Source organism: Pseudomonas sp. CFBP13528, from assembly GCF_005233615.1.
In the GTDB taxonomy this organism is placed as follows: Bacteria; Pseudomonadota; Gammaproteobacteria; order Pseudomonadales; family Pseudomonadaceae; genus Aquipseudomonas; species Aquipseudomonas fluorescens_AM.
Map to the genome: position 1 here is coordinate 14,487 of NZ_QGAJ01000010.1, position 22,177 is coordinate 36,663.

Here is a 22,177-nt window from a genome sequence, read left to right on the forward strand (position 1 = left end):
CTCACGCGTTCGGCTGGAATCGCTGGCATTGGCCTGCGCGGCATTGGTTGCCGCAGGAGACGCGTTGACAAGCACCGTTACACGAGCGAAATACCTTCAGATCGCCAGCGTCTGGTGCGATCACGAACGCTGGGCACTTCTGGCCGATTGATGCCTGCCGTGAGAGGCAACAAACGGCCTGGCGTCTCAGGAACGGCTTAGGGTATCAAGCGTGTCTCGCGTAGTTTGTCGAACACGTCGAAAAATGCCTGATCGCTCGCCTGGTAGGCGGTGAAGCCCATGGCACGGCTTTTCGACATGTCCGTGACCACTTCGATGGGTCGACCCAGGTCTGCATCGGTATGCCATGGGGATATCAGCCGACCGATATCGGCTTCTTTCAGCCCGAATTGCGCGACCATTTGCGTCCATACGGCTTGGTCGTCAGCCATCTGCCTGGCAAGGGGGGAGGGTGAAGCGGGATAATCGGCGGCTGGCACGTCGAAGTATTCGGCGATTCGGCTCCACATCCATTTCCAACGAAAGACATCGCCATTCGTGACGTTGAATGCCTGATTGGCCGCAGCCGGCGTAGTGGCCGCCCACAATTGTTGTTTCGCCAACTGCCGGGCATCCGTCATGTCGGTGAGGCTGTCCCACTGCACGCGTGACCCGGGAAACACAAAGGGGCGATGAGTGTGTTTGCAAATCGAGGCATAGACGGCGAGGGTGGTGGCCATGTTCATCGCGTTGCCTACGGCAACCCCGGTTACGGTATGCGGGCGGTGAACGCTCCAGGTGAAGCCGTCCTTTTCAGCAGCGGCGAAAAGTTCGTCTTCCTGGGCGTAGTAGAAGTTTTCGATGTCCAGACGGCCCTGGTCCTCGCGGAACGGTGTTTGCGGAAGGCTGCCGTTACCATAGGCTTCGAATGGGCCGAGGTAGTGTTTCAGGCCAGTAACCAACGCTACGTGCTCGACGCTCTTGGCCGGCCGGATGGCGGCCAGCACGTTGCGTACCATGGCGGCATTGACACGAATGTTCTCGGCCTCCGTGGCTTGCCGTGACCAGGTAGTAATGAACACATGCGTAGGCTTCAAACCCGCAAGCGCCTGTTCCAGCGAAGCAGGATCCTGAAGGTCTGCCGCCACGGGGATCACGCCTTGCGCTTGCGACGGGTGCCTGGACAGCGCGGCGACCTGCCAGTTGTTGTCGATTAATAACTGAGTGATGGCGCTGCCGACGATGCCGCTGGCGCCGACGACCAAAGCTGTTTGGCTCATATGTTTCTCCTGGATTTAGATTTGGGAGTCCGCCTGAGTGACAGAGGTTCAACCTGAATCTGATCCGTCCAGCCTGGCGCATGGACTTGAATGCACGGGCCTTTCGATGCTTTAGCCGGCGTTTTCCATACTTCGCTGCGGATAAAGCGCTCGCCAATGTGAAATTTGCTGTTGGATGTTCCAATAAATGATGTGCACGTAGAGTTTTTCCACAAAATCCACATCGAATCCAGTGTCGACGGCCCACGCGCGGCGGTCCTGCAGCATCGCCGCCACCCGTTCCGGCGCAGGGATCGCTTGTTCGTTGGCCTTGAAGCGCACGGCGGCCTTCACGTAACCCAAACGTTGTTGCAGTGACTCCAGGATCTGACGGTCGAAAAAGTCGATGCCCGCGCGGATGTCGATGAGGCTTTCGCACGCCTCGGGTGTTTTCAGTGACGACATAGTGTTTGTCTCTAATAAAGGGTTCGGTTTCAGATGACGTCGAAACGTGGGCACGCCAGCCGGGCAGCGGCGGGGGGCTGTTCATGGGCACCTTGATGAGCACGGGCGGCGCCCGTGCGCCAGGCATCGGTGTCACGCTCGGCGATGACCTCATCAATCAAGGCATCGATCATGCATTTGTCATGATGATGGGGCGTGGTGATCAAGTGCGCGGTGCCACCGGAGATGGCCAGGCAATACTTTTTCGCGATGCATTCCGACGGGCAGGGAAACACCACGGTGATGGAGTTCTCGTTGCGCCATGCATCGATGCCGGCGGCCTGGAAGCGATCCACGGCATATTGCGCCTGGTCCAGACAGTGGCGGACACGCTGGCGCCAGTCGGCGAACGAGTGGCTGCGCAGTGCCGCCCACATCATCAGCGGCGTGTGGCCATTGCGTGAGCCGCTGATGGTTTTGTCATGGGCCAGGATGTAGTCGACTTCCACGCAGATGCGCGCCACGTTCTTGTGCTTGGCGACCACGATGCCGCACGGGATCGGCGAACCGATCATCTTGTGCCCGGACACGCAGATCGAATCGATGCCGTCGGCAAACGTGAAGGGTTGCGGGTGGTCGACGAAGGGCAGGATCATCCCGCTCAGCGCCGCGTCGGCATGCAGGTAGTAGTCACGCCGGGCGATACCCGCCAGTTGCAGCCGTTGCTGGATGGTCGCGATGTTGTCCACCGCGCCACGCATCGTCGTGCCGATATTGGCGAAGATGATCGGGTGACGTTCCTGGTCGGCGGCGATCTTGAGCATCAGGTCGTCGTAGTCGATCTCGCCGTTGGGCAGGGATTCGACGGCACGGCATTTGATGCGCAGCAGCTTGACGATCTTGGCCACCGAGTAGTGGGTGTCCCTGGAGTAATACAGGGTGCCGTCAGGGAACAGTTCGCGGGCCAGGTAGCAGCCGAACATATTGCCTTCGGTGCCGCCATTGGTGACGTAGCCCCAGCTGTCTTCGAGCGCAATGTCGAACAGCTCGGAGAAGTACGTCATCACGTCCTTTTCAAAGTCGAACGAGTTCAGCACATAGTTGCTGTACTCGTTCCAGTCCCCGCAATTGTTGATCGAAAACTGCAGGAAACGGTGCAACTGGGAGTAATCGAAATCGGCGGATTCGGGGTAGCCGATGTTGAAGTACTGATGGGTCACGCAGTGCTGCCAGAAGTGTTCAAGCCTTTTTTGGTCGGCCTTGGATAACGTCATCTCTAATTCCTTTTAAATCGACTGGGCGAAGCGGCCCGGTCAGGCCGCTTTTTGCCGCGTGTCCACCAGCGACCACCAACTGGCGAGCGTGGGCGAGTCGGCCAGCTCTTCAAAGGTGACGGCGATTCCACGCTCCTTGAGTTCGGCGGCGAGTTTCATCACTTGCAGGGAGTCGAGGCCGTAGAAAATCAGGTTTTCCTCGGGGTCCAGTTCTTCGCCGTCTTCGATCAATTGCAACACGCGGGTTTTCAGCCAGGCGCGGGTGGTTTGCGCCGCCAGCAGCTGGCGCAGCTGTTTCTTGTCGATCTTGCCCACGGCGGTGAGCGGCATGGTGTCGATCAGCCGGATGCGGTCGGGCAGTTTGTATTCGGCGATGCCCAGTTCCATCAGGTGGCGACGCAGGGCGGGCGGCTTGAGGTTGGGATTGCACGAGACGACGAAGGCGCAGCTCTTTTCCCCCAGTGCGGCGTCGGGCATGGCGACCAGACCGGCGTGGGTGACGTCGGGGTGCAACACCATGAGGTTTTCGATCTCTTCGGAAGCGACTTTTTCGCCACCCCGGTTGATCTGGTCCTTGACCCGGCCGACGACGCGCAGGTCACCGCTGGGTGTCATTTGCACCAGGTCACCGGAATAGTAGTAACCCTCGTTATCGAAGGCCTGGGCGTTCTGTTCGGGGCTATTGTAGTAGCCGCAGAAGGTGTAGGGACCGCGGGTAGCCAACAGGCCGGGCTCGCCGTGCGCTACGGGCACACCGTGTTCATCGACGATTTTGATTTCGTCCCCCGGGCTGATCGGGCGGCCTTGGGTCGTAAAGATTTGCTCGTCGGTGTCATCCAGGCGGGTGTAGTTGATCAGGCCCTCGGCCATGCCGAACACCTGCTGCAGTTTGCAGCCGAGCACCCCGGGCACCTGGCGGGCCAGCGAGTCGGCGAACACGGCGCCGCCGACCTGGAGGAATTCAAGCGATTGCAGTTGCTCGGTGTGCTGCGGCGCGGCCTGCAGCCATAACGCGACGGCACTGGGCACCAGGGCGACGGTGTTGACTTCGTGGCGCTGGATTATTGCGAAGCAGCTCTGCGGCTCCGGGCTCGGCGCCATGATGACGGTACCGCCCGCGTACAACACGCCCAGGGCACCCGGCGAACTGAGCAGGAAATTATGCGCTGCCGGCAGGGCGCACAGGAAGCGTGTTTGCGCGGTCAGGCCGCACACCTCGGCACTGGTGCGGGCGTTGTAGTGGTAGTCATTGTGGGTGCGTGGAATGAGCTTGGGTGTACCGGTGCTGCCGCCGGACAACTGGAAGAGGGCCACTTCATCCGGTGCGCTGGGGGAGAAATCCACGCGCCTGTCGCTCGGGTTTTCGATCCAGGCAGCCAGGTTGTTGGGGGCGTGCTGTTCGCCGAGGAACAGCGTGACTTCAGGGCTTGCGCCGACTTCGTTGAGGTCGGCGAGGTAGCCGTCATCACGAAACACTTCATGCTCACGGGAGGCGATCAACAGCTTTGGCGTGATTTGCTTGGCGTAGCTTTTGAGCTCCAGTTTGCGATGGCTGTAGAGCGCGTTGAGCGGCACGATGCCGGCCTTGAGCAGCGCGAACAGCACAATGTAGAACTCGGCGATGTTGGGCAGTTGCACCAGCGCGGTGTCGCCGTGGCCAAGCCCGTTGGCGGCCAGGCGTGAGGCCAGGTTGGAGGACAGTTGGTCCAGCTCGCTATAACTGAAGCGACGCTCGCCGCAAATGATCGCGCAAGCCTGGGGCTGTGCCTGGCTGCGGGCCTGGAGCAGGTGGGTGAGGGGTTGATTGATCCAGTAGCCGTTTTCCCGATAGCGTTGTGCTCTTTCGAGGGGCCAGTGCGTGAATTCTAGGGTCATGAGGGTCACTGCTGAAAAATGGGGAAATTAGTGGGCCAGGCCGCATGCGCGCAGCATGGTGCCGAGCTTGGTCTGGACTTCTGTCCATTCGGAGTCGGGGCTTGAGGCTTCGACGATGCCGGCGCCGGCGAACAGGCGGACCTTGTTGCGCTTGATGGTGCCGCAGCGGATGGTCACGACCCATTCGCCGTTACCTTGGGCGTCGCACCAGCCGACCATGCCGGTGAACAGGCCTCGCTCGACGTGCTCGACGAAGCGGATCAGGTGCCGGGCGCGCTCGGTAGGGAAGCCACAGACCGCAGGGGTTGGGTGCAGGCGGCACGCCAACTGCAAGGCCGAAATGCCGGGATCGGCCAGGGTGCCTTCGATACGGGTGGAGAGGTGCCACAGCGCAGGCGTGCTGATCAGGCTAGGGCGCTGCGGCACGTCCAGTCGTGCGCACAATTGGCCGAGCTGGGAGGCGATGTCTTCGGTCACCAGGCGGTGTTCGTAGTGGTCTTTTTCCGAGGCGGCCAGCCAGTCGGCGTTGCGCCGGTCGGCTTCGGGGTCAGCCATACGCTTGGCCGAGCCGGCGAGGGGATTGGACACGAAATCCAGACCGTCCTTGTGCACCAGCAATTCGGGGCTGACGCCGATCAGGGTGGCGCCGTCCGGCATGGGCACGCGGAAGTGGTAGCCGCTGGGATTCTGGGCACGCAGATTGTTCTGCATGGCGCTCACGTCCACATCCTGGGCAAACAGCAATTCACGCTGCACCGAGAGCACGGCCTTGCGCACGTCGCTGTGGCGGAAGTTGACGATGGCGTGTTCGACCGTGCGCTTGAAGCCTTGCTCGTCCGGTATGTTTTTTTGTTCAAGCAGTTCCGGCATCGAGGCCGCACCGGTGTGCACGGCACCGCTGCGGGCGCGCCACTCGGCGTGTTCGGGGATGTAAAGGCAGGACGCTTCAGCGGGATCGAAGGGGATGGCGCCGACGATCATCGGGTTGGCCTGGCCCGCTTTGCGCGCTTGTTCAAAGGCGTGCGAGACGGTTTTTTGAAACAGGCTGCTGGCGTTTTCACCTGCAATGGCCGGCGTTTCGATACGTTGCAGCATGCCGCTGACCGCCAACTCACGATCGCCGGACGTGAATGAAAAACGCCGAGTCTCGTCAAGCTGTTGCACCTCATCCATGTCGCTCGTCCTAAGGGTGCCCGTTCTCATGTGCAGAAAGCCTCCGTGGCTTGTGGTCAAAAAATTATACCTTGAAATATAATCATTATCGTTTCTAATAGGTGACGCTAATCATTTAGATTTGTCAATCACATGAGTGGACCATGAGAGAGTTAACTTCGATGCAAGCCGCCTGTTGGATCGGGCGTACTGCACATGCCTTTTTAGGGAGAGTTTCGGCTCATCTTTATGCCGAGTTCGATGGCCAGTGCATTGAGCTGGACCGGTTACGCAAAGCGCTTGAACGGGCCAGCCTGCTGCATCCGATGCTGCGAATGCGGGTGGATGCGCAAGGGCTGCAATCCATCGCTTCCATGGACCAATCGCCTCGGTTGGAAGTCGAAGACCTGCGTGCCATGACCGAACCGCAGGCCGCCCGTCACCTGCTGGCCAAACGGGAGGCGTGGACACATCAGCAACTGGACTTGCGCCATGAGCCGGGCGCCCGGTTTGCAGTGAGCCTGATCGCGCAGGACAGGTTTCGCCTGCATGTCGATACCGACATGATCGCCATCGATCCCTCCAGTTTCCGCACGCTGATGGAAGACCTGGCCCGGCTTTACGAGCAGCCCGATGACACGCTGCCGAACACACCATCCTTCTTCGATTGGTACGACAAGGTGCGTGTCGACCCGGCGCTCAAGGCCGCCCGGGATCGCGACCGTGCCTGGTGGCGTGAACGCCTGGCGCAGATTGCTCCGGCCCCCGCCTTGCCATTGCTTGAACGCCCGCCGGAGCAAGCGCAAAGCCACCGACTCCATACCTGGCTGGGCCCCGTCGAGCGTCAGGCATTGGAACACGTGGCACGGGAACGCAGGATCACCCTGTCGACCTTGATGATGGGGCTGTTTGCGGCGGTGCTCGGGGAGCAGACCGGCGACCGTAGCTTTCGTCTCAATGTACCGACGTTCTGGCGCCAGCCGTTGGTGGATCATGTCGAGCGCGTGGTGGGTGACTTTGCCAATGTGTTGATTCTGGATGTGGACATCGAGTCCGCCGCCACGCCGGCCGCGCTGTGTGCGCAACTGGCGAAAAAAATGGTCGGCCTGCTTGAGCATTGCGCCTATCCGGGCGTGAATGTGATGCGCGATCTGTCCCGCCATCACGGCTCGCCACAGCTGGCGCCGGTGGTCTTTACTGCCGCGCTGGACATGCCCGGTGGCGACTTGCTTTCGCCGCGCGTGCGGCGTGTATTCGGCCCGATGAATTGGGTCATCTCCCAAGGGCCTCAAGTGGCTCTTGATGCACAGATCGCCTGCGCCGATGGCGGTATCCTGATCAATTGGGATATCCGTCTTGATGCGTTGCCACTGCCGTGGGTGACGACGTTCTTTGAGCGCTTTGTGGCGATCACGCAGGAAGTGGCGGCCGATTCGCGCGCGTTGGATCAAGCGCTCAATGTCGGTGTTTCGCGCACACTCGAAAAATCACTGTCAGCGCTGCAGCAGGCGTACTTATTGGGCCGTGGCACGCAGGTGCCTCTTGGCGGCGTAGCCATGCAGGAGTTTCGTGAATACCACGGGGCCATGGACCCGACGCTGCTGCGCAGTCGCCTGGCGGCGATGGTGCAGCGCCATGACAGCCTGCGCACACGGGTGGATGCGCTCAAGCTGGTAAGTTATGTCAGCGATGAAGCCCGCATCAATCTGGACGAAGTCGACCTCACGTCAATGTCGGCGCAAGCAGCGTCGGCGTACATCGATGGGCGCCGCGAGGCTTACGCCCACGCCATCTTCGAGCTGGACCGTGCGCCTTGGAATGTCACGCTTTTCCACCTGCCCGACGACCAGTTGACCGTATTCGTGCGCCTGGATGCGTTGATCCTCGACGGCCGCTCCATTGCTGCGTTGTTGGTCGAACTGTTCGACGGACTGCCCGGCGATGCGCCCGCTGCCGAGGCTGCGCCTGCCCCGGAGGATCAGGCCCGTCAACGCAAGGCCGACGCGGTTTACTGGAAGACCAAGCTCGCCGACGTGACGGGCGCACCACGCCTGCCGTGGCGCGTGCCGCTTGATCAAGTTCGGGCCTCGCGCTACGAGCGCCAAAGCCGACAAGTGCCCAAGGCGGTATTCAACGGTTTCTGCAAATTGGGCGCCCGGCAGCGGCTATTCAAGAACTCCGCCCTGATGGCGCTGGTGATGGAGGTGCTGTCCCACTGGCTCGATGAAGGCGACTTGTGTGTGGCGGTGCCCGTTGCGCCGCAAACGGGCGGTGCATTTGCCAACCGTTCCAGCTTTATCGCGATCAACCGAAGCGAGGCGCCCGGCACCTTTACGGAGCGTGCGGCGAAGCTGCAAGTGGACGTGCTGGAAGGGCTGCAACACCTGGCCTATTCGGGCGTTGACCTTGCCAGGTTGCTGTTCGAATCCCACGGCCCTGGCCCTGTGCTGCCGGTGGTAATTACCAATGGTTTTTCCTGGCCGGTGTCGGCGGCGAACAGTCCCATGCAGTTGCAAGGCGGCCTGACCCAGACGCCTCAGGTGGTCATGGACATTCGCTTCTGGGCTAACGCCGAGGGCGCGCTGGTGCTGGATATCGACTATGCGCGGGAAGTCCTGGACCCAGCGGTGGTTCACGACATCATGGATGCGCTGGAAAAGGCCATCAGCCAGATCAGCGCCAGCGGTGAGTTCGCCATGGACGCCAGCGCGATCATCGACACGTCTCACTATTGCCTCAATAGCGCGACGACCGAGGCCCGTGCCGAAGGGTTCCTGGCGCAAATCGCCAGGCACCTGTTCGACCCCGCCAACCAACGGATCGCCCTGATCAGCGGCGAGCGGCGGATCAGCTACGCCGAACTGGGTGCGGATGTGTCGCGTGTCATTGCGGCGTTCAAGGCCCGTGGCATCGGCCCGGGCCAAGTGGTCGCCATCTGTCTGCCACGCAGCCCGGAGCACACCACGCTGACCTTGGCCTGTGCACTGACGGGCGTGATCTGGGTGCCTATCGACGCCTCGGCGCCGGACGAGCGTCGGCAGTATCTGTTGGAAAACTGCCGCCCCGATCTGGTGATCATCAGCTCGGGCGAGACGGTCGAGCAGGCCCACGCCACGCCGAACGAGTTGCTGGCCGGGCCGCAAGCCAGTGCGCCAAGGCTGGATGATCGCTCGATGAGCGAAGCGTCGGCGTATTACCTCTACACCTCGGGCACCACCGGCAAGCCCAAGTGCGTAGTGCTGTGCAACCGCGCCACGGCCAATGTCATCGGCAGCACCTTGTCACACTGGCGCGTACGCCGCAGCGACGTGTTCATGTCGGTAACCCCGCTGCACCACGACATGTCGGTATTCGATGTGCTCGGCTGCCTGACGGCCGGCGCCACGCTGGTACTGCCTGGCGTCGGCGAGGAAAAGGATGCGCTGCGCTGGAATCAGTTGATCGCCAGGCACCGTGTGACGCTGTGGTGTTCCGTGCCGGCCATCCTGGAAATGCTGCTGTCGTGCCGAGGTGACTATGACTTGGCCAGCCTGCGCCTGATCGCCCAGGGCGGCGACTACATCAAGCCGGGCGTGATCGCCGAGTTGCGCGGGCTGCTGCCATCGTCGCGCCTGATTTCCCTGGGGGGGCCGACAGAGACCACGATCTGGAGTATCTGGCACGACATCACTGCCGATGACCCACTGCAAATTCCCTATGGGCGACCGTTGCCGGGCAACCGCTATCTGGTGCTCGACGCCCACGGAGCGCATTGCCCCGCAGGCGTTGTCGGCCGCATTCATACGGCAGGCGTCAACCTGGCCCTGGGCTACCTGGAAGACGGCGCGCTGGCACAAACCGAATTCATCAGCGTGATCGATGAGCACGGCCAGGCCGTACGTGCATTTCGTACCGGTGACTGCGGGCGCTATCGCCGTGACGGCACGTTGATGTTCGACAGCCGCGTGAATGGCTACGTAAAGGTGCGCGGCGTGCGCGTGTCGTTGCCCGACATCGAAATCGAGCTGATCAAGCATCCTGCGGTCAGGCACGTGCTGGTGGTGGACTACGGCGAACAGCGCCAGGGCGAGGTCAACATCGGTGCGCTGTACGTGAGCGCCGAAGACGCCGAACCCTTGACCGCCGCCGCGTTGCGCCAGTTCGCCCGCGAGCACTTGCCGCAATCCCACGTGCCCACGCGATTCCTGGCGGTGCAGGCGCTGCCGTTGTCGCAAAACGGCAAACCTGATCGCCCGCATGCCCGCAGCTTGTTGCTGGAGCCGGCCGAGGAGGTGGTTGAAAGCCAATGCAGCCAGGTCTTGGCGATCTACCTGAGTGTGCTGGGCAGGCCCCCGCAGGACGGCGCCAATGCCTCGGTCGACTTCATCAGTCTGGGCCTGCGGCCCCAGCATTTGAAAGCCATCGCTGCGCGGTTCCAGGCGGAACTGGCGGTGACGCTTTCCCCCGGGCAATTACTGCGTTGCCGTAACGCACAAGATGTCGAGCGATTGCTCGCCTGCGCATAACCCCATAGCACTACCCAGGGAGACAGATTGGATGACGGATTTACCCACTGTAGATATCGCCGGTGTTGGCATCGGGCCCTTTAACCTCGGGTTGGCCGCTTTATTGTCCAAACATTGCGACGTGACCAGTCTTTTCCTGGATCGCAAAGCCGAATTTCGTTGGCATGAAGGGTTGCTCTTACCGGGCACCACGTTGCAGGTGCCGTTTCTGGCGGATCTGGTGACGATGGCCGACCCGACCCACGAGCTGAGCTACCTCAATTACCTGCACCAGCACGATCGCCTGTACCCGTTCTATTACTACGATAACTTCCAGGTGCCGCGCCGGGAGTACGACCATTATTGCCGTTGGGCTTCGCAGCAGTTGCCGACGTGCCACTTCGGCGAGGATATCTGTGATGTGACTTACGACGCGGGAGTCGGCAAGTTCCTGATTGAAAGCCAGCCCGTGTCGGGCTTCAAACGCTGCTATTCCAGTCGAAACCTGGCGGTAGGCATCGGCACTACGCCGATAGTGCCGCAATGGGCTCAGGTGAAAAGCGCGGCACCCATCCTGCATTCGGCGGAGTTTGGCAAGCGCCAGGCGCAGTTGTCGGAATGTCGGCGTGTCACCGTGATTGGCTCCGGGCAGAGCGCCGCCGAGTGCGTGCTCGCGTTGTTCAATGAGCTGACCCCCGAGCGGATCGCCGCAGGCGCCTCGATCCGCTGGATCACCCGTTCAGCGGGTTTCCACCCCATGGAATACTCCAAGCTGGGGCAGGAGTGCTTTACGCCGTCCTACATGGCGTACTTCCACAGCCTCCCGCGTGAACGCCGTCGTGAGGTCGTGGCCAAGCAGGGCCTGTTGTACAAAGGCATCAGTTTTTCCACGATTGCCGCTATCTACGACTTGATCTATGAGCGCTCCATCGGCGGCAGTGACCCTGGCCTGACGTTGCTGTCGAACTGTGAAGTCGAGAAGGTAGAGGACGTCGCTGGTACGCTGCGTATTGCCTATCGGCATCGTGAGCTGGACCAGACCAGCAGCCTGGAGGCCGACGCGATTGTGGCCGCGACGGGCTACGGGCATGCCTGGCCGCAGTGGTTTGAGCGGCTCAAGGGCACAGTACTGGAGACCGATGAGCACGGTGACTGCCTTGTGGAGGATGACTTCACTGCACGTCGCTGTGATGACGGGGCAGGGCGTATCTTTGTGCAGAATGCCGAGATCTTCCAGCATGGTGTGGGTTCGCCGGACCTGGGCATTGCCGCGATTCGTAACGCGAGCATTGCCAATCAACTGCTCGGCCGCCCGCACTACCGCCTGCCCAAACGCTCGTCGTTCCAGCGTTATGGCATGCATGAGGTTTAGTGCGTGAAAGACAGGGCCTTGGTGTTACCAAGGCCCTGTTGAAGGTCAGACGCGGATGTGGTCCAGGGTGAGGCCATCGGCGCCAGGTGTCGCAAACAGCGCGAACATCTGCTCAATCGTGGCGCTCATGCGAGCCATCTGATCTGCACTGTAACGGTCCGAACGGTAGGTCACCACCAGGCGCAATACGCGCTTGCCGTCCAGCGTGTTTTCCATGATCTCGAATTGAATACCGAACATCGACTGGTTCTTGTCCGGGTCAATCTGGCGGTAGCGGATCGCGCCGTTATCCGGCGTGCGCAGGGCGCCGTTCAAAGCGTTGTTGGCGTGAATCTGGATGTACACGTCGAACAGCAGTCCATCCGCCGGCGTCATGCCCAGGGCCTGTTGAATCTGCTCCATCGGCACATCGGCGTAGGCCATCGAGTCATTGATCAAGCGACTGACGTTTTCAATCAGGGTGCCGACGGCTTGCCGAGCATCGAATTGCACGCGGTGCGCGACCATGGTGGTGAAGTAGCCGACCGTGTCGTAATACGCCGGATCTGTGCGACCGGACGCCGACGTGCCCACTACCAGGTCTTTCAAATCGCCGAGCTTGTGCAGGGAGAGCACGATTGCCGAATAGACCACGCCGAACAGTGAAGCGTTGTTCTGTCGGGCGAAGGCGTACAGGTGGTCGGTCATGCCTTGGGTGGGCTTGATCTCGAACCACTGGGCCTTGGTCGATACCTGTGCCGGCGGTGCCTCGGAGGAGGGCAGCGTCAGGCCACGGGTGGCATCGCGCAGCATGCCGGTCCAGTAGTCGAGGTGCTTCTGGTTGATCCCGGCGGCTTGCTGGCGCACGGCGAATTCATGGAAGGACGGTGCCGGGCTTTTCCAGACGGGCGCTTTGTCGGCCGCTCGGGCCAGGTAGGCCTGGGCCAGTTCTTCCATCATCACGTTGAGCGACCATTCATCAATGGCCATGTGATGGACGAGCAGCGATAAGGTTTGGCGTTGATGCTGCGTGTCCTGGATGAAGCGCACCCGCAGGGGCAGCTCGCGGGTCAGATCGAACTGATAGGTGGCTTCGCTTTGCAGGGTGGCACCCTGGCTTTCGCGGCTGGGCCAGAACCACTTGAACTGCGCTAGCTGCGAGGTCGGCACGATTTGCTGGTATGCCTCGCCACGCTCAAAGTGGAAGGTGCTGCGCAGGCTGGCATGGCGCTCAAGCAGGTCATGGAACGCCTGCTCGAACAGCGCTTCGTCCACCGGGTCGAGAAACTCCATGGCAAACGGCAGGTTGAAGATCGTGCCGAATTCGAAGGCGGCGTAAGCGCGTCCCAGGGATGCCTGGGCCAGTGCAAACGGCGCTTTTTGTACATCGTGCGACGAGCCGGTGGAGGTCGTTGGTGCAGCGTTTTTCGCGTTGACCCGGGCGCGTGCCGCCAAGGTGCTTGCCGAGGGTGCGCTGAAGAAATCGTTGAACTGGACTTCGATGCCATGGCCGCTCGACAGCTTGCCGATGATGCGGGTGGCCAGCAGTGAGTGGCCGCCAAAGTCGAAGAAGTCATCCGTCGCCAGCATGCCCGGTTCCGCCAGGGCTTCGCGGAACTCGGCGAGGATAATGGCTGCAACGTCAGGTGTTTCGGTGTGTGCGGCGTTTTCGCCGATGTCCGCCTGGCGGTGCAGCCACGGCAGTGGCGTATCAGCGGTGTGCATGATCTTGCGGTACAGGTCGTTCGCCTGGCAGGTCTGGTCAAGAATCGGGTGAAGGACCAGCGCCAGGATGGGCGCATCCGGCGTTTGCATAATCAGCGCCTTGAACGGCGGCTGGTGCTCGGCGTCCCACGGCGTGGACTGTTCGCGGAGCAGGTAGTGGCTGGCGTCACCGGTCACCTGAATGCGCTCGATGCACGCTTGCCAGTCGCGCGCCTGGACCTTGTCGACGTCGCCGTCATCGTTGAACTGATAGCGGGCATTGAGCTCCGGGATTGATTCGATCACCGCCTGGAGTGCCGACTCCAGCCCTGCGGGGTCGGCATTCGCGTCGAGTTTCCAGGCACTCAGGTGCTTGGAAATGCGTTCGGGGTATTGCTGCTGCAAGAGCCAGATATGCGCTTCGTAATCGCTGGCAGATCGTTTTGAACACGTATCTGGAGTGAGTTCCATCATGGAAGTTTCCCGCCTTATCAAACTGAACAGTAAGAAGTAGAGAGGGCACCAAGTGCCGACAGACCCATCCTCGGTCTGGTGTACCGCTTGGGAACCCGGGCGTCAGAGGACGTGCAATCCGGTTGCGTTGCAGGGGCTTTATGAACACCGTATGATCGCAAATAATAATCATACATATTCGCATTAGTCAAAATCTGATCGCGGGTGGATTCGTCTCAGGAGAGGTGTTGTGAACAACGGAGCGTTTGCGTCCAAACGGCAATTCGAAAAGTTGTACATCGACCATCACCGCTGGTTATGCAGCCTGCTGCGGCGCAAGTTGGGCAATTCGTTGGATGCTGCGGATCTGGCCCACGATATCTATCTCAACCTCATCAAGAAGGGCTGCGTGCCTTCGATCGAAGACTCGCGCTGCCATTTGACCCAGATCGCCAAAGGCATGGTGATTGACCTCTATCGCCGCCGTCACCGCGAAGCCCGCCACCTGGAATCCCTGATGCAGCAAGCCGAACCGCTGGTGCCGTCCGAAGAGGAGCGGGCGCTGGCCGCCGAGGCGCTGGTGCAAATCGATGACGCGCTGCAGGCCAAACCGTCCAAGGCCCGCGAAGCACTGTTGCTGTGCAAGCTGCATGGCATGGGCCATCGGGACATTGCTGCCGAATTGAACGTGTCGGTGTCCTCTGTCGAAAAATACATCGCGGCGGGCCTGCGGGCCTGCCATCCCTTCGCCTCGACGGCCGAACTGTGAACAGTTGAATCCGCAGCGCCATTGAGGGTTTTGTCGCGTCGTTCGAAATACACGGTATGCACTGTGCAAAACGCTCCAACGCAAAAGGACGCCAGGTACGCCACACGGTGGCCGGCAGTGGTTATCAAGGAGAGCTCATGAGCGTTAAAGACACACCCGTCGGTTCGGTATCCCAGGTATTACGCCCCATTCGTGGGCGGCTGATATGTGCTGCGGTACTGGCCGCCCTAGGGACCATGCTGACCATGGTGCCCCTGGCTGGCATCGCCCACATTGCGCGACTGGCCATGGGTGACGCAGCCAGTTGGGCCCAGTTGCAAGGCCCGGTCTGGCAAGTGGTGGGTGTCAGCCTGGCCTGCCTGTTCCTGGGCATGACCTTGATTTCGCTGGGGGAGATGGTCGCGCACCTGGCCGACAACCACATCACCGGCCACCTGCGCCAGGCCATCACCCGTCGATTGGCCAGGGTGCCGCTGGGCTGGTTCACCAGTCGTGCTTCGGGTGAGGTCAAGCAGGCGATGCAGGATGACATCGGCACCTTGCACAGTTTGACGGCGCATTTTTTCACCACCCTCGGCCGTACGCTTGGGGCTGTGATCATCGCTATCCTCTACCTGTTTGCCATGGACTGGCGCATGGCGATTGTCTCGCTGCTGCCATTCCCGCTGTTTTTCCTGTTTTTCACCCGCGCCACCAAGGCCAGTGGCGCGAACATGCAAGCGTTCGGCGCCGGCATGATGCGCATCAACAATGCCGTGATCGAGTTCGTCAACGGCATTCCCGTGGTCAAGGCATTTGGCGCCGAGGGCAAGGCCCATGGCAGTTACCGGAGTGCGGTGGATGCTTTTGCCGCTGCGTTTACCGACTTCACCCGGCCACTGGTCAGTGCGATGGCCAACGCCCACGCCATGATCACGCCCGTGGCGGTACTCGGTGTGGTGCTGGCGGCCGGTACGCTGGGGGTGAGCCAGGGCTGGCTGGCTCCAGTGGACATCCTGCCGTTTGCCCTGGTCGCCCCAGGCATCTGCGCGCCGCTGTTGCTGCTGAGCTATATCACCCACGACCTGAACAACGCGACCGCCGCCGCCCAGCGCGTGCAAACCCTGCTGCAAACCCCCGTGCTCGAAACCCTGCCAGGCACGTCAGCACAATCGCCGGCAAACGCTGAAATTCGCGTCGAACACCTGAGCTACCAGTATAACGACGACGCCCCGGTGCTCCAGGACCTGAACTTCACCCTCAAGCCGGGCACCGTGACCGCCATCGTCGGCGCATCAGGTTCCGGCAAGTCGACCCTGGCGCGCCTGCTGCTGCGTTTTTTCGACCCTACCGAAGGGCGTATCACCCTGGGCGGTGTCGACCTGCGCCACATCGAGAGCACCCAGTTGTACCGGCGTATCGGTTTCGTGTTGCAGGAAGTACGCCTGATTCACGCCAGCCTGCGCGACAACATTGCCCTGGGCCGTCCCTCGGCCAGCCAGCAGGAAATCGAGGCCGCCGCGCGTATTGCGAACATCCACGAACGCATCCTGGACCTGCCACGGGGCTATGACTCGGTGATCGGTGAAGATGTACAGCTTTCCGGCGGTGAGTTGCAGCGCGTCAGCATCGCCCGCGCCGTATTGCTCGACCCACCCGTGCTGGTACTGGATGAAGCCACGGCGGCAGCCGATGCCGAGAATGAGGTCAAGCTGCAACAAGCCCTGTCGCGATTCGCCCAGGGTCGCACGCTCATGGTGATCGCTCACCGGCTCGACACGGTGATGCATGCCGACCAGATCATCCTGATCGACAACGGCACCCTCTGCGAGCAAGGCACCCACACCGAGTTGCTCGCGCGCAAAGGTCGCTACGCCCGGCTGTGGGCGTTGGGCGGTTATGAACAAGCCAAGGAACAGGCGGTGTCGTCATGCTGAAAACCTTTATTCAACTGCTCGGCGAAGACGCTTCGGTGCTGCGCCGCTATCTGGCGATGGCCCTGGTCTATGGCCTGCTCTGCGGGGTGACGATTGTCATGCTGGTGCCGATCCTCACCCACCTGTTGGCGGGGGATACCCACACCGCCGCGCAATGGCTGATCGCGCTGGTCATCGGTGTGGTGGCGTGCTGGGCGCTGCGACGCAGCGTCGAAAAAGCCGGCATCCGCGTCGGCATCGCCGTGCTCCAGCGCGGGCGCCACCGCCTTGGCGACCATGTGGCGCAGTTGCCCGTCGGCTGGTTCAGTGCGCACAACACGGCGCGGCTCAGCCATCTGGCGACCTCGGGCATGATGGAAATGGCGCAGTTGCCTGCACACGTGTTCACGCCACTGTTGACCGGTGTGGTCACGCCGCTGGTGATTCTCATCGCGCTGTTCACCCTGCACTGGCCAATGGGCCTGGTTGCCCTGGCGACCCTGCCGGTGCTGCTGGGCGTGTTCGTGTTGACGGCGCGGTTGGGGCAGCGAGCCGATCACGACTTCCATCACAACGCCGCCCTGACCAGCCAGCGCATGGTCGAGTTCGCCCAGGCGCAGTCGGTACTGCGTGCCTTCAATGGCGAGGACGGCGGTACCCAGTTCCTTGAACAGGCCATCGGTCGCCAGCAGCAGGCTGCCAGGCATCTGATCCACGTATCGGCGATGTCGGTGGTGTTCAATGCGTGGGCGGTGCAGGCCGGTTTTGCTGCGCTGCTGGTGGCTGCCACCCTGTGGCTGGGCGACCTGCTGGGCGCCGGCCTGGAAGCAGGCTCGGTCATCGCCGTGATGATTACGCTATTGCTGGTCAGCCGCTTCATCGACCCGCTGCTGGAAGTGGCCGGCTACAGCGAAGTGCTGCGCGGTGCCCGTGGCCAATTGAGCGCGGTGCGCGAGATTTTTGCAGTCAAGCCACTGCCGCAGCCACAGGCCCCCGAGGCGCCTGTCGATAGCAGCGTCGAACTGTGCAACGTCAGCTTCACCTATGCCGAGGGCCAGCCCGACGTGCTGCGCGATGTCAGCCTGCGCATCGAACCGGGCAGCATGACCGCACTGGTGGGTGCGTCCGGCTCGGGCAAGACCACATTGGTGCGCTTGATTGCACGCTTCTTCGATGTGACCCAGGGCCAAGTGATCGTCGGCGGCGTGGATGTGCGCCAGATGTCCGGTGAGCAACTGGCCGGCCAGATCAGCCAGATCTTCCAGGATGCCTACCTGTTCCAGGGCAGCATTGCCGACAACATCCGTATCGGCAAACCAGCGGCCGGCGATGCCGAGGTGATGGAAGCGGCGCGACAAGCCGGCGTGCTGGAAATCATCGAGCGACTGCCCCAGGGCCTGGACACACCGGTGGGCGAGGGCGGGGCACGGTTGTCCGGTGGCGAACGCCAACGGATCTCCATCGCCCGTGCGCTGATCAAGGATGCACCGATCCTGCTGGTCGACGAAGCCACCGCGGCCCTTGATGCCGAGAACCAGGCCGCCATCGCCGAAGCGCTGGCGCGGCTGCGCGGCAAACGCACGCTGATCGTTATCGCCCACCAGCTGTCGACCGTGGTCATGGCCGACCAGATCCTGGTGCTCGATCAAGGCCGGCTCAGCGAACACGGTTCCCATGCTCAATTGAGCGCCAAACCTGGGCTGTATGCCCACTTTCTCGCCCAGCGCAGGGCGGCAAAAGGCTGGCGGATCGCGGGTGAGGACGCTTCTTGAGTCGTACAGCATTAGTCGTCCTGTTTGTGGTGCTGTGCGGCCTGTCGCTGATGGTGGGGGTCAAGCAGGTGTCGTGGGTCGAGCTGCTGAGCTTTTCCGACGACGCCTGGCTGACCCTCACCGCCAGCCGGCTGCCACGCCTGGCCGCGCTGATCCTTACCGGGGTCGGGTTGGCCGTGTGCGGCGTGATCCTGCAGCAGATCGTGCGTAACCGCTTCGTCGAGCCGGGTACCAGCGGTGGGTTGGATGCCGCCAAGCTGGGCATCCTGATTTCCCTGACGGTCGCGCCGGGTGCCGGGGCCGCCGGCAGAATGCTGTTCGCCCTGGCCTTTTGCTTTGCCGCCAGCCTGATCTATGTCGCGATCATCCGGCGCATCCAGTTCAAGAACACCGTGATGGTGCCGGTGATCGGCCTGATGTACGGCAGCGTGCTGAGCGCCGTCGCCGAGTTCTACGCCTACCGCCATAACATCCTGCAGAGCATGCAGGGTTGGATGCTCGGGGATTTCTCGAAGATCGTTCAGGGCAATTACGAGATCATCTACCTGATCCTGCCCATTGTCGTGCTGACCTACCTGTATGCCCATCGTTTCACCGTACTGGGCATGGGGGAGGGCATGGCCAGCAGCCTGGGCCTGAACTACGCCGTCAACGCGGCGCTGGGCTTGATGTTGGTGGCCGTCACCGTCTCCGCCACGGTGATTACCGTGGGCGCGATTCCCTTCGTCGGGCTGGTGATTCCCAACCTGGTGGCCCTGCACTACGGTGAAAACCTGGAGCGCACGCTGCCCATCGTCGCTCTGTGCGGTGCCTCGTTGCTGTTGATTTGCGACATCCTCGGCCGCCTGCTGATCTACCCCTTCGAAGTGCCGATCGGCCTGACTGCCGGCTGCATTGGCGGTGTGGTGTTCCTGGTGCTGCTGATCCGGAAGTACATATGAGACACATGGCTACCCGTTATGGCCTTTGGCTGCTGGTCCTGTTGCTGGCCGTTGGGTTCCTGTTGCTGGGCTCGGGCCTGGATTTCGATTACGTCATTCCCAAGCGGCTTACCCGCCTGGCCGCAATCGGCATTGCCGGCGTGTGCATTGCGTATTCGTCGGTGATTTTCCAGACCATCGCCGGCAACCGCATCCTCACGCCGGCCATCATGGGCTACGAGGCAATCTACCTGTTGTTCCAGGCGTTGCTGATTCTGCTGCTGGGCACCCAGAGCCTGCTGCTGGGGCGTGACGGCAACGTGCTGTTATCGGTGCTGTTGATGCTCGGCTATTCGTGGCTCATCCATCGTTGGCTGTTGCGCAACGGCAGTCACAACGTGTACCTGCTGTTGCTGCTGGGGTTGGTGTTGAGCATGGTGATGGGCACCTTCACCCAATTCATCCAGTTGAAGATCAGCCCCGGGGAGTTCTCGATTTTCCAGGGATTCAACTACGCCTCCTTCAACAAGGCGCAACCGGGGCAGGTGATCTATTCGGGCGTATGGGTGGCGGCGGTTTGCTTCATCGCCCAGCGCACGTTGCCGGTGCTCGATGTCCTGGCCCTGGGACGTGACCAGGCGATTTCCCTGGGGGTCGACTACCCACGCAGCGTGCGCCTGCAACTGGCGCTGATCGCGATTCTGGTGGCGGTGTCCACCAGCCTGGTGGGGCCGACCGCGTTCATGGGTGTGTTCGTCGCCAACATCGCCTACGCCCTGGCCGGCACCACGCGGCACCGGGTCACCTTGCCCCTGGGCTGTGCGATTGCTATTGGCATTTTCATCATCGCTCAGTATCTGGTGGAGCAATGGTTCAACTACAACACCTCCGTGAGCATTCTCATCAACCTGGTGTGCGGTGTGTATCTGCTCGCGCTGATGATCCGAACCCGAGGCACGGCATGATCTCTCTCCAACACGTCTACAAAGCCTATGGCACCAAGCATGTGCTGAGTGACGTCAGCGTGCAGTTCCCACCGGGGCAAGTGACCTCATTGATCGGCCCCAACGGGGCGGGCAAATCCACCTTATTGATGTTGATCGCCCGTCTGTTGACGCCAACCCGTGGCGATGTACTGATGGGCGGGCGCAGCATCGCCGACGTACCGGTTCGCGATTATGCCAAGCGCGTCGCCACCTTGCGTCAGGCGCCGGATTTCAACCTGCGCCTGACCGTCGAAGAGCTGGTGGCTTTCGGACGTTTCCCCTACAGCCGAGGCGCACTCACCGCCCAGGACCGGGTGGTGATCGACGAGGCCATCGAGTTCCTTTCACTGCAACCGCTGCGCCTTTGCTACATCGACGAACTCAGCGGCGGGCAGCGGCAGATGGCGTTCCTGGCAATGACCATCGCCCAGCAAACCGATTACCTGTTGCTGGATGAGCCGCTCAATAACCTCGACATGAAGCACGCTGTTCACATCATGCGCGCCTTGCGCCGCCTGTGTGATGAGCAAGGGCGCACGGTGATCCTGGTGGTGCATGACATCAATTTCGCGGCCAATTATTCCGACCATATCGTGGCGATGAAGGGCGGCGCCATCCACCGTCACGGCCCGGTCGACCAGGTAGTGACCGAGGCCAACCTGCGTGAGCTGTTCGACCTGGATTTCGAGATTCTGCACAGCCAACAAGGCTTCGTTTGCAACTACTTCAATCCATCACCTTCAAGGGAACTGACATGAGCACTGATCACACGAACAGAATGCGCGCGCTGCTGCTGACGATGGCCGTAGCGGCCGGGCTGCAGGGGTGTGACAAACCGGCGCCAGAAGCCAAGGCCCCGGTCGCGGCGCAAGCGGCCTACGCGCCGATCACCATTGAGCATCCGCTGGGCACCACCGTGGTCACTCAGTTGCCCCAGCGGGTAGTGGCCTTCGACATGAGCGAACTCGACACCCTGGATCAACTCGGTGCCCCGGTGGTCGGTATCGCCAAGGACTACGTCGCCAGCTTCCTCACTCGCTACCGTGACGACACGAATGTCGCGGATGTTGGCACGACCATCCAGCCCAACCTGGAGCGCCTGCATGCACTCAAGCCCGACCTGATCCTGATCTCTCCACTGCAGGCCCAGAGCTATAAGGAACTCAGCCAGATCGCGCCAACCGTCTACGACGACGTGGACCTGACCAACAGAAACGGCAATTTCATCGAGACCGCCAAGGCCCACTTGACCCTGCTGGGGCGCATCCTCGACAAGCCGGAACTCGCCCGCCAGAAAGTGGCGCAAATGGAGGCCAAGGTCGAGCAGACCCGCCAAGTCACGGCCGGTCGCCCCGAGCGGGCCTTGATCGTGCTGCATAACAACGGTGCCTTTACCTCCTACGGCGTGAAATCGCGCTACGGTTTTGTGTTCGACACCCTGGGCGTTAAACCGGCCAGCCCCGACATCGAGGCCGGCCTGCATGGCCAGCCGATTTCCAATGAGTTCATTCAGCAGGCCGACCCGGACATTCTGTACGTCATCGACCGCACGGCAGTGATGGAGCACCGCCCGGCCCTCGACCTCAAGAGCCTGGACAACCCACTGTTGCGCAAGACCAAGGCATGGAACAACGGCCGGGTGATCTTCGTCGACGCTCAGACCTGGTACCTGTGCACGGCCAGTGTGACCTGCCTCAACCGCATGGCGGACGAGGTGGTGGAAGGCTACAAAGGCTGATCCAGACACGCGTTCGTGTACCCAAAGGCGCTGCCATTCAGGTTGCGGGTTTTTTTGCGAATATTTATCATTTAGATTGAGGGTTTGTGGTTCTGGTACGGAATCCTAGTGAATGCACTTCA

Annotated in this window: 15 protein-coding genes; 9 read left to right on the top strand and 6 right to left on the bottom strand. The window is 61.5% G+C overall.

Going from position 1 to position 22,177, the window contains the following annotated elements; genetic code table 11:
* Positions 1-197: 197 nt before the first annotated feature.
* The 5 genes from PspCFBP13528_RS18175 to PspCFBP13528_RS18195 form a co-directional block, all read right to left on the bottom strand.
* Positions 198-1,259, bottom strand: coding sequence for an SDR family oxidoreductase (locus PspCFBP13528_RS18175; protein WP_137201094.1), 1,062 nt, complete (start codon positions 1,257-1,259; stop codon positions 198-200).
* A gap of 111 nt (positions 1,260-1,370) precedes the next feature.
* Positions 1,371-1,703, bottom strand: coding sequence for an isochorismate lyase (locus tag PspCFBP13528_RS18180; protein WP_137201096.1), 333 nt, complete (start codon positions 1,701-1,703; stop codon positions 1,371-1,373).
* Between the two features lie 29 nt (positions 1,704-1,732).
* Positions 1,733-2,956: a histidine decarboxylase gene (locus PspCFBP13528_RS18185; protein ID WP_137201098.1), complete on the bottom strand. Its 1,224-nt coding sequence runs from the start codon at positions 2,954-2,956 to the stop codon at positions 1,733-1,735.
* Positions 2,957-2,995: 39 nt separating this feature from the next.
* Positions 2,996-4,831 carry a (2,3-dihydroxybenzoyl)adenylate synthase gene (locus PspCFBP13528_RS18190; RefSeq protein ID WP_137201100.1) on the bottom strand — a complete coding sequence of 612 codons (1,836 nt, stop codon included), beginning with the start codon at positions 4,829-4,831 and terminating at the stop codon, positions 2,996-2,998.
* A gap of 27 nt (positions 4,832-4,858) precedes the next feature.
* Positions 4,859-6,004 (bottom strand): isochorismate synthase MenF, encoded by a 1,146-nt coding sequence (locus PspCFBP13528_RS18195; protein WP_206666795.1) that lies wholly within the window; start codon positions 6,002-6,004, stop codon positions 4,859-4,861.
* A 143-nt stretch (positions 6,005-6,147) separates the two neighbouring features.
* Here PspCFBP13528_RS18195 and PspCFBP13528_RS18200 point away from each other — a divergent pair, with 143 nt between their 5' ends.
* Both PspCFBP13528_RS18200 and basC read left to right on the top strand, forming a co-directional pair.
* Positions 6,148-10,488 carry an amino acid adenylation domain-containing protein gene (locus PspCFBP13528_RS18200; RefSeq protein ID WP_137201104.1) on the top strand — a complete coding sequence of 1,447 codons (4,341 nt, stop codon included), beginning with the start codon at positions 6,148-6,150 and terminating at the stop codon, positions 10,486-10,488.
* Positions 10,489-10,519: 31 nt separating this feature from the next.
* On the top strand, positions 10,520-11,839 hold the full coding sequence (basC, locus tag PspCFBP13528_RS18205; RefSeq protein WP_137201105.1) for a putative histamine N-monooxygenase: 1,320 nt from the start codon (positions 10,520-10,522) through the stop codon (positions 11,837-11,839).
* A gap of 45 nt (positions 11,840-11,884) precedes the next feature.
* Here basC and PspCFBP13528_RS18210 read toward each other — a convergent pair whose 3' ends face one another.
* Positions 11,885-13,996 (bottom strand): condensation domain-containing protein, encoded by a 2,112-nt coding sequence (locus PspCFBP13528_RS18210; RefSeq protein ID WP_137201107.1) that lies wholly within the window; start codon positions 13,994-13,996, stop codon positions 11,885-11,887.
* A gap of 229 nt (positions 13,997-14,225) precedes the next feature.
* Here PspCFBP13528_RS18210 and PspCFBP13528_RS18215 point away from each other — a divergent pair, with 229 nt between their 5' ends.
* From PspCFBP13528_RS18215 to PspCFBP13528_RS18245, 7 genes are all read left to right on the top strand, one after another.
* The gene (locus PspCFBP13528_RS18215; RefSeq protein WP_101220625.1) at positions 14,226-14,744 is read left to right on the top strand and encodes a sigma-70 family RNA polymerase sigma factor; all 519 of its coding nucleotides are present in this window, start codon (positions 14,226-14,228) and stop codon (positions 14,742-14,744) included.
* A 137-nt stretch (positions 14,745-14,881) separates the two neighbouring features.
* Positions 14,882-16,660, top strand: coding sequence for an ABC transporter ATP-binding protein (locus PspCFBP13528_RS18220; protein WP_137201110.1), 1,779 nt, complete (start codon positions 14,882-14,884; stop codon positions 16,658-16,660).
* A complete protein-coding gene (locus PspCFBP13528_RS18225; RefSeq protein WP_137201112.1) occupies positions 16,654-18,411 on the top strand; it encodes an ABC transporter ATP-binding protein in 1,758 nt (585 codons plus the stop codon). The genes PspCFBP13528_RS18220 and PspCFBP13528_RS18225 overlap by 7 nt, the downstream gene beginning before the upstream one ends.
* Positions 18,408-19,352: an iron chelate uptake ABC transporter family permease subunit gene (locus PspCFBP13528_RS18230; RefSeq protein ID WP_101220628.1), complete on the top strand. Its 945-nt coding sequence runs from the start codon at positions 18,408-18,410 to the stop codon at positions 19,350-19,352. The genes PspCFBP13528_RS18225 and PspCFBP13528_RS18230 overlap by 4 nt, the downstream gene beginning before the upstream one ends.
* Entirely contained in the window at positions 19,349-20,296 is a 948-nt protein-coding gene (locus PspCFBP13528_RS18235; RefSeq protein WP_137201114.1) for an iron chelate uptake ABC transporter family permease subunit, read from the top strand. The genes PspCFBP13528_RS18230 and PspCFBP13528_RS18235 overlap by 4 nt, the downstream gene beginning before the upstream one ends.
* Positions 20,293-21,075: an ATP-binding cassette domain-containing protein gene (locus PspCFBP13528_RS18240; protein ID WP_137201116.1), complete on the top strand. Its 783-nt coding sequence runs from the start codon at positions 20,293-20,295 to the stop codon at positions 21,073-21,075. Before PspCFBP13528_RS18235 ends, PspCFBP13528_RS18240 begins: the two co-directional genes overlap by 4 nt.
* Complete coding sequence (locus PspCFBP13528_RS18245) at positions 21,072-22,055, top strand: siderophore ABC transporter substrate-binding protein (RefSeq protein WP_241669110.1); 984 nt, start codon at positions 21,072-21,074, stop codon at positions 22,053-22,055. The genes PspCFBP13528_RS18240 and PspCFBP13528_RS18245 overlap by 4 nt, the downstream gene beginning before the upstream one ends.
* Positions 22,056-22,177 lie beyond the last annotated feature (122 nt).

Coding starts and splice junctions, on each gene's coding strand:
- PspCFBP13528_RS18240 (WP_137201116.1), top strand. CDS start 20,293: ATGATCTCTCTCCAACACGTCTACAAAGCCTATGGCACCAAGCATGTG.
- PspCFBP13528_RS18220 (WP_137201110.1), top strand. CDS start 14,882: ATGAGCGTTAAAGACACACCCGTCGGTTCGGTATCCCAGGTATTACGC.
- PspCFBP13528_RS18195 (WP_206666795.1), bottom strand. CDS start 6,004: ATGGATGAGGTGCAACAGCTTGACGAGACTCGGCGTTTTTCATTCACG.
- PspCFBP13528_RS18180 (WP_137201096.1), bottom strand. CDS start 1,703: ATGTCGTCACTGAAAACACCCGAGGCGTGCGAAAGCCTCATCGACATC.
- PspCFBP13528_RS18200 (WP_137201104.1), top strand. CDS start 6,148: ATGAGAGAGTTAACTTCGATGCAAGCCGCCTGTTGGATCGGGCGTACT.
- PspCFBP13528_RS18185 (WP_137201098.1), bottom strand. CDS start 2,956: ATGACGTTATCCAAGGCCGACCAAAAAAGGCTTGAACACTTCTGGCAG.
- PspCFBP13528_RS18245 (WP_241669110.1), top strand. CDS start 21,072: ATGAGCACTGATCACACGAACAGAATGCGCGCGCTGCTGCTGACGATG.
- PspCFBP13528_RS18235 (WP_137201114.1), top strand. CDS start 19,349: ATGAGACACATGGCTACCCGTTATGGCCTTTGGCTGCTGGTCCTGTTG.
- PspCFBP13528_RS18210 (WP_137201107.1), bottom strand. CDS start 13,996: ATGATGGAACTCACTCCAGATACGTGTTCAAAACGATCTGCCAGCGAT.
- PspCFBP13528_RS18190 (WP_137201100.1), bottom strand. CDS start 4,831: ATGACCCTAGAATTCACGCACTGGCCCCTCGAAAGAGCACAACGCTAT.
- PspCFBP13528_RS18175 (WP_137201094.1), bottom strand. CDS start 1,259: ATGAGCCAAACAGCTTTGGTCGTCGGCGCCAGCGGCATCGTCGGCAGC.
- basC (WP_137201105.1), top strand. CDS start 10,520: ATGACGGATTTACCCACTGTAGATATCGCCGGTGTTGGCATCGGGCCC.
- PspCFBP13528_RS18225 (WP_137201112.1), top strand. CDS start 16,654: ATGCTGAAAACCTTTATTCAACTGCTCGGCGAAGACGCTTCGGTGCTG.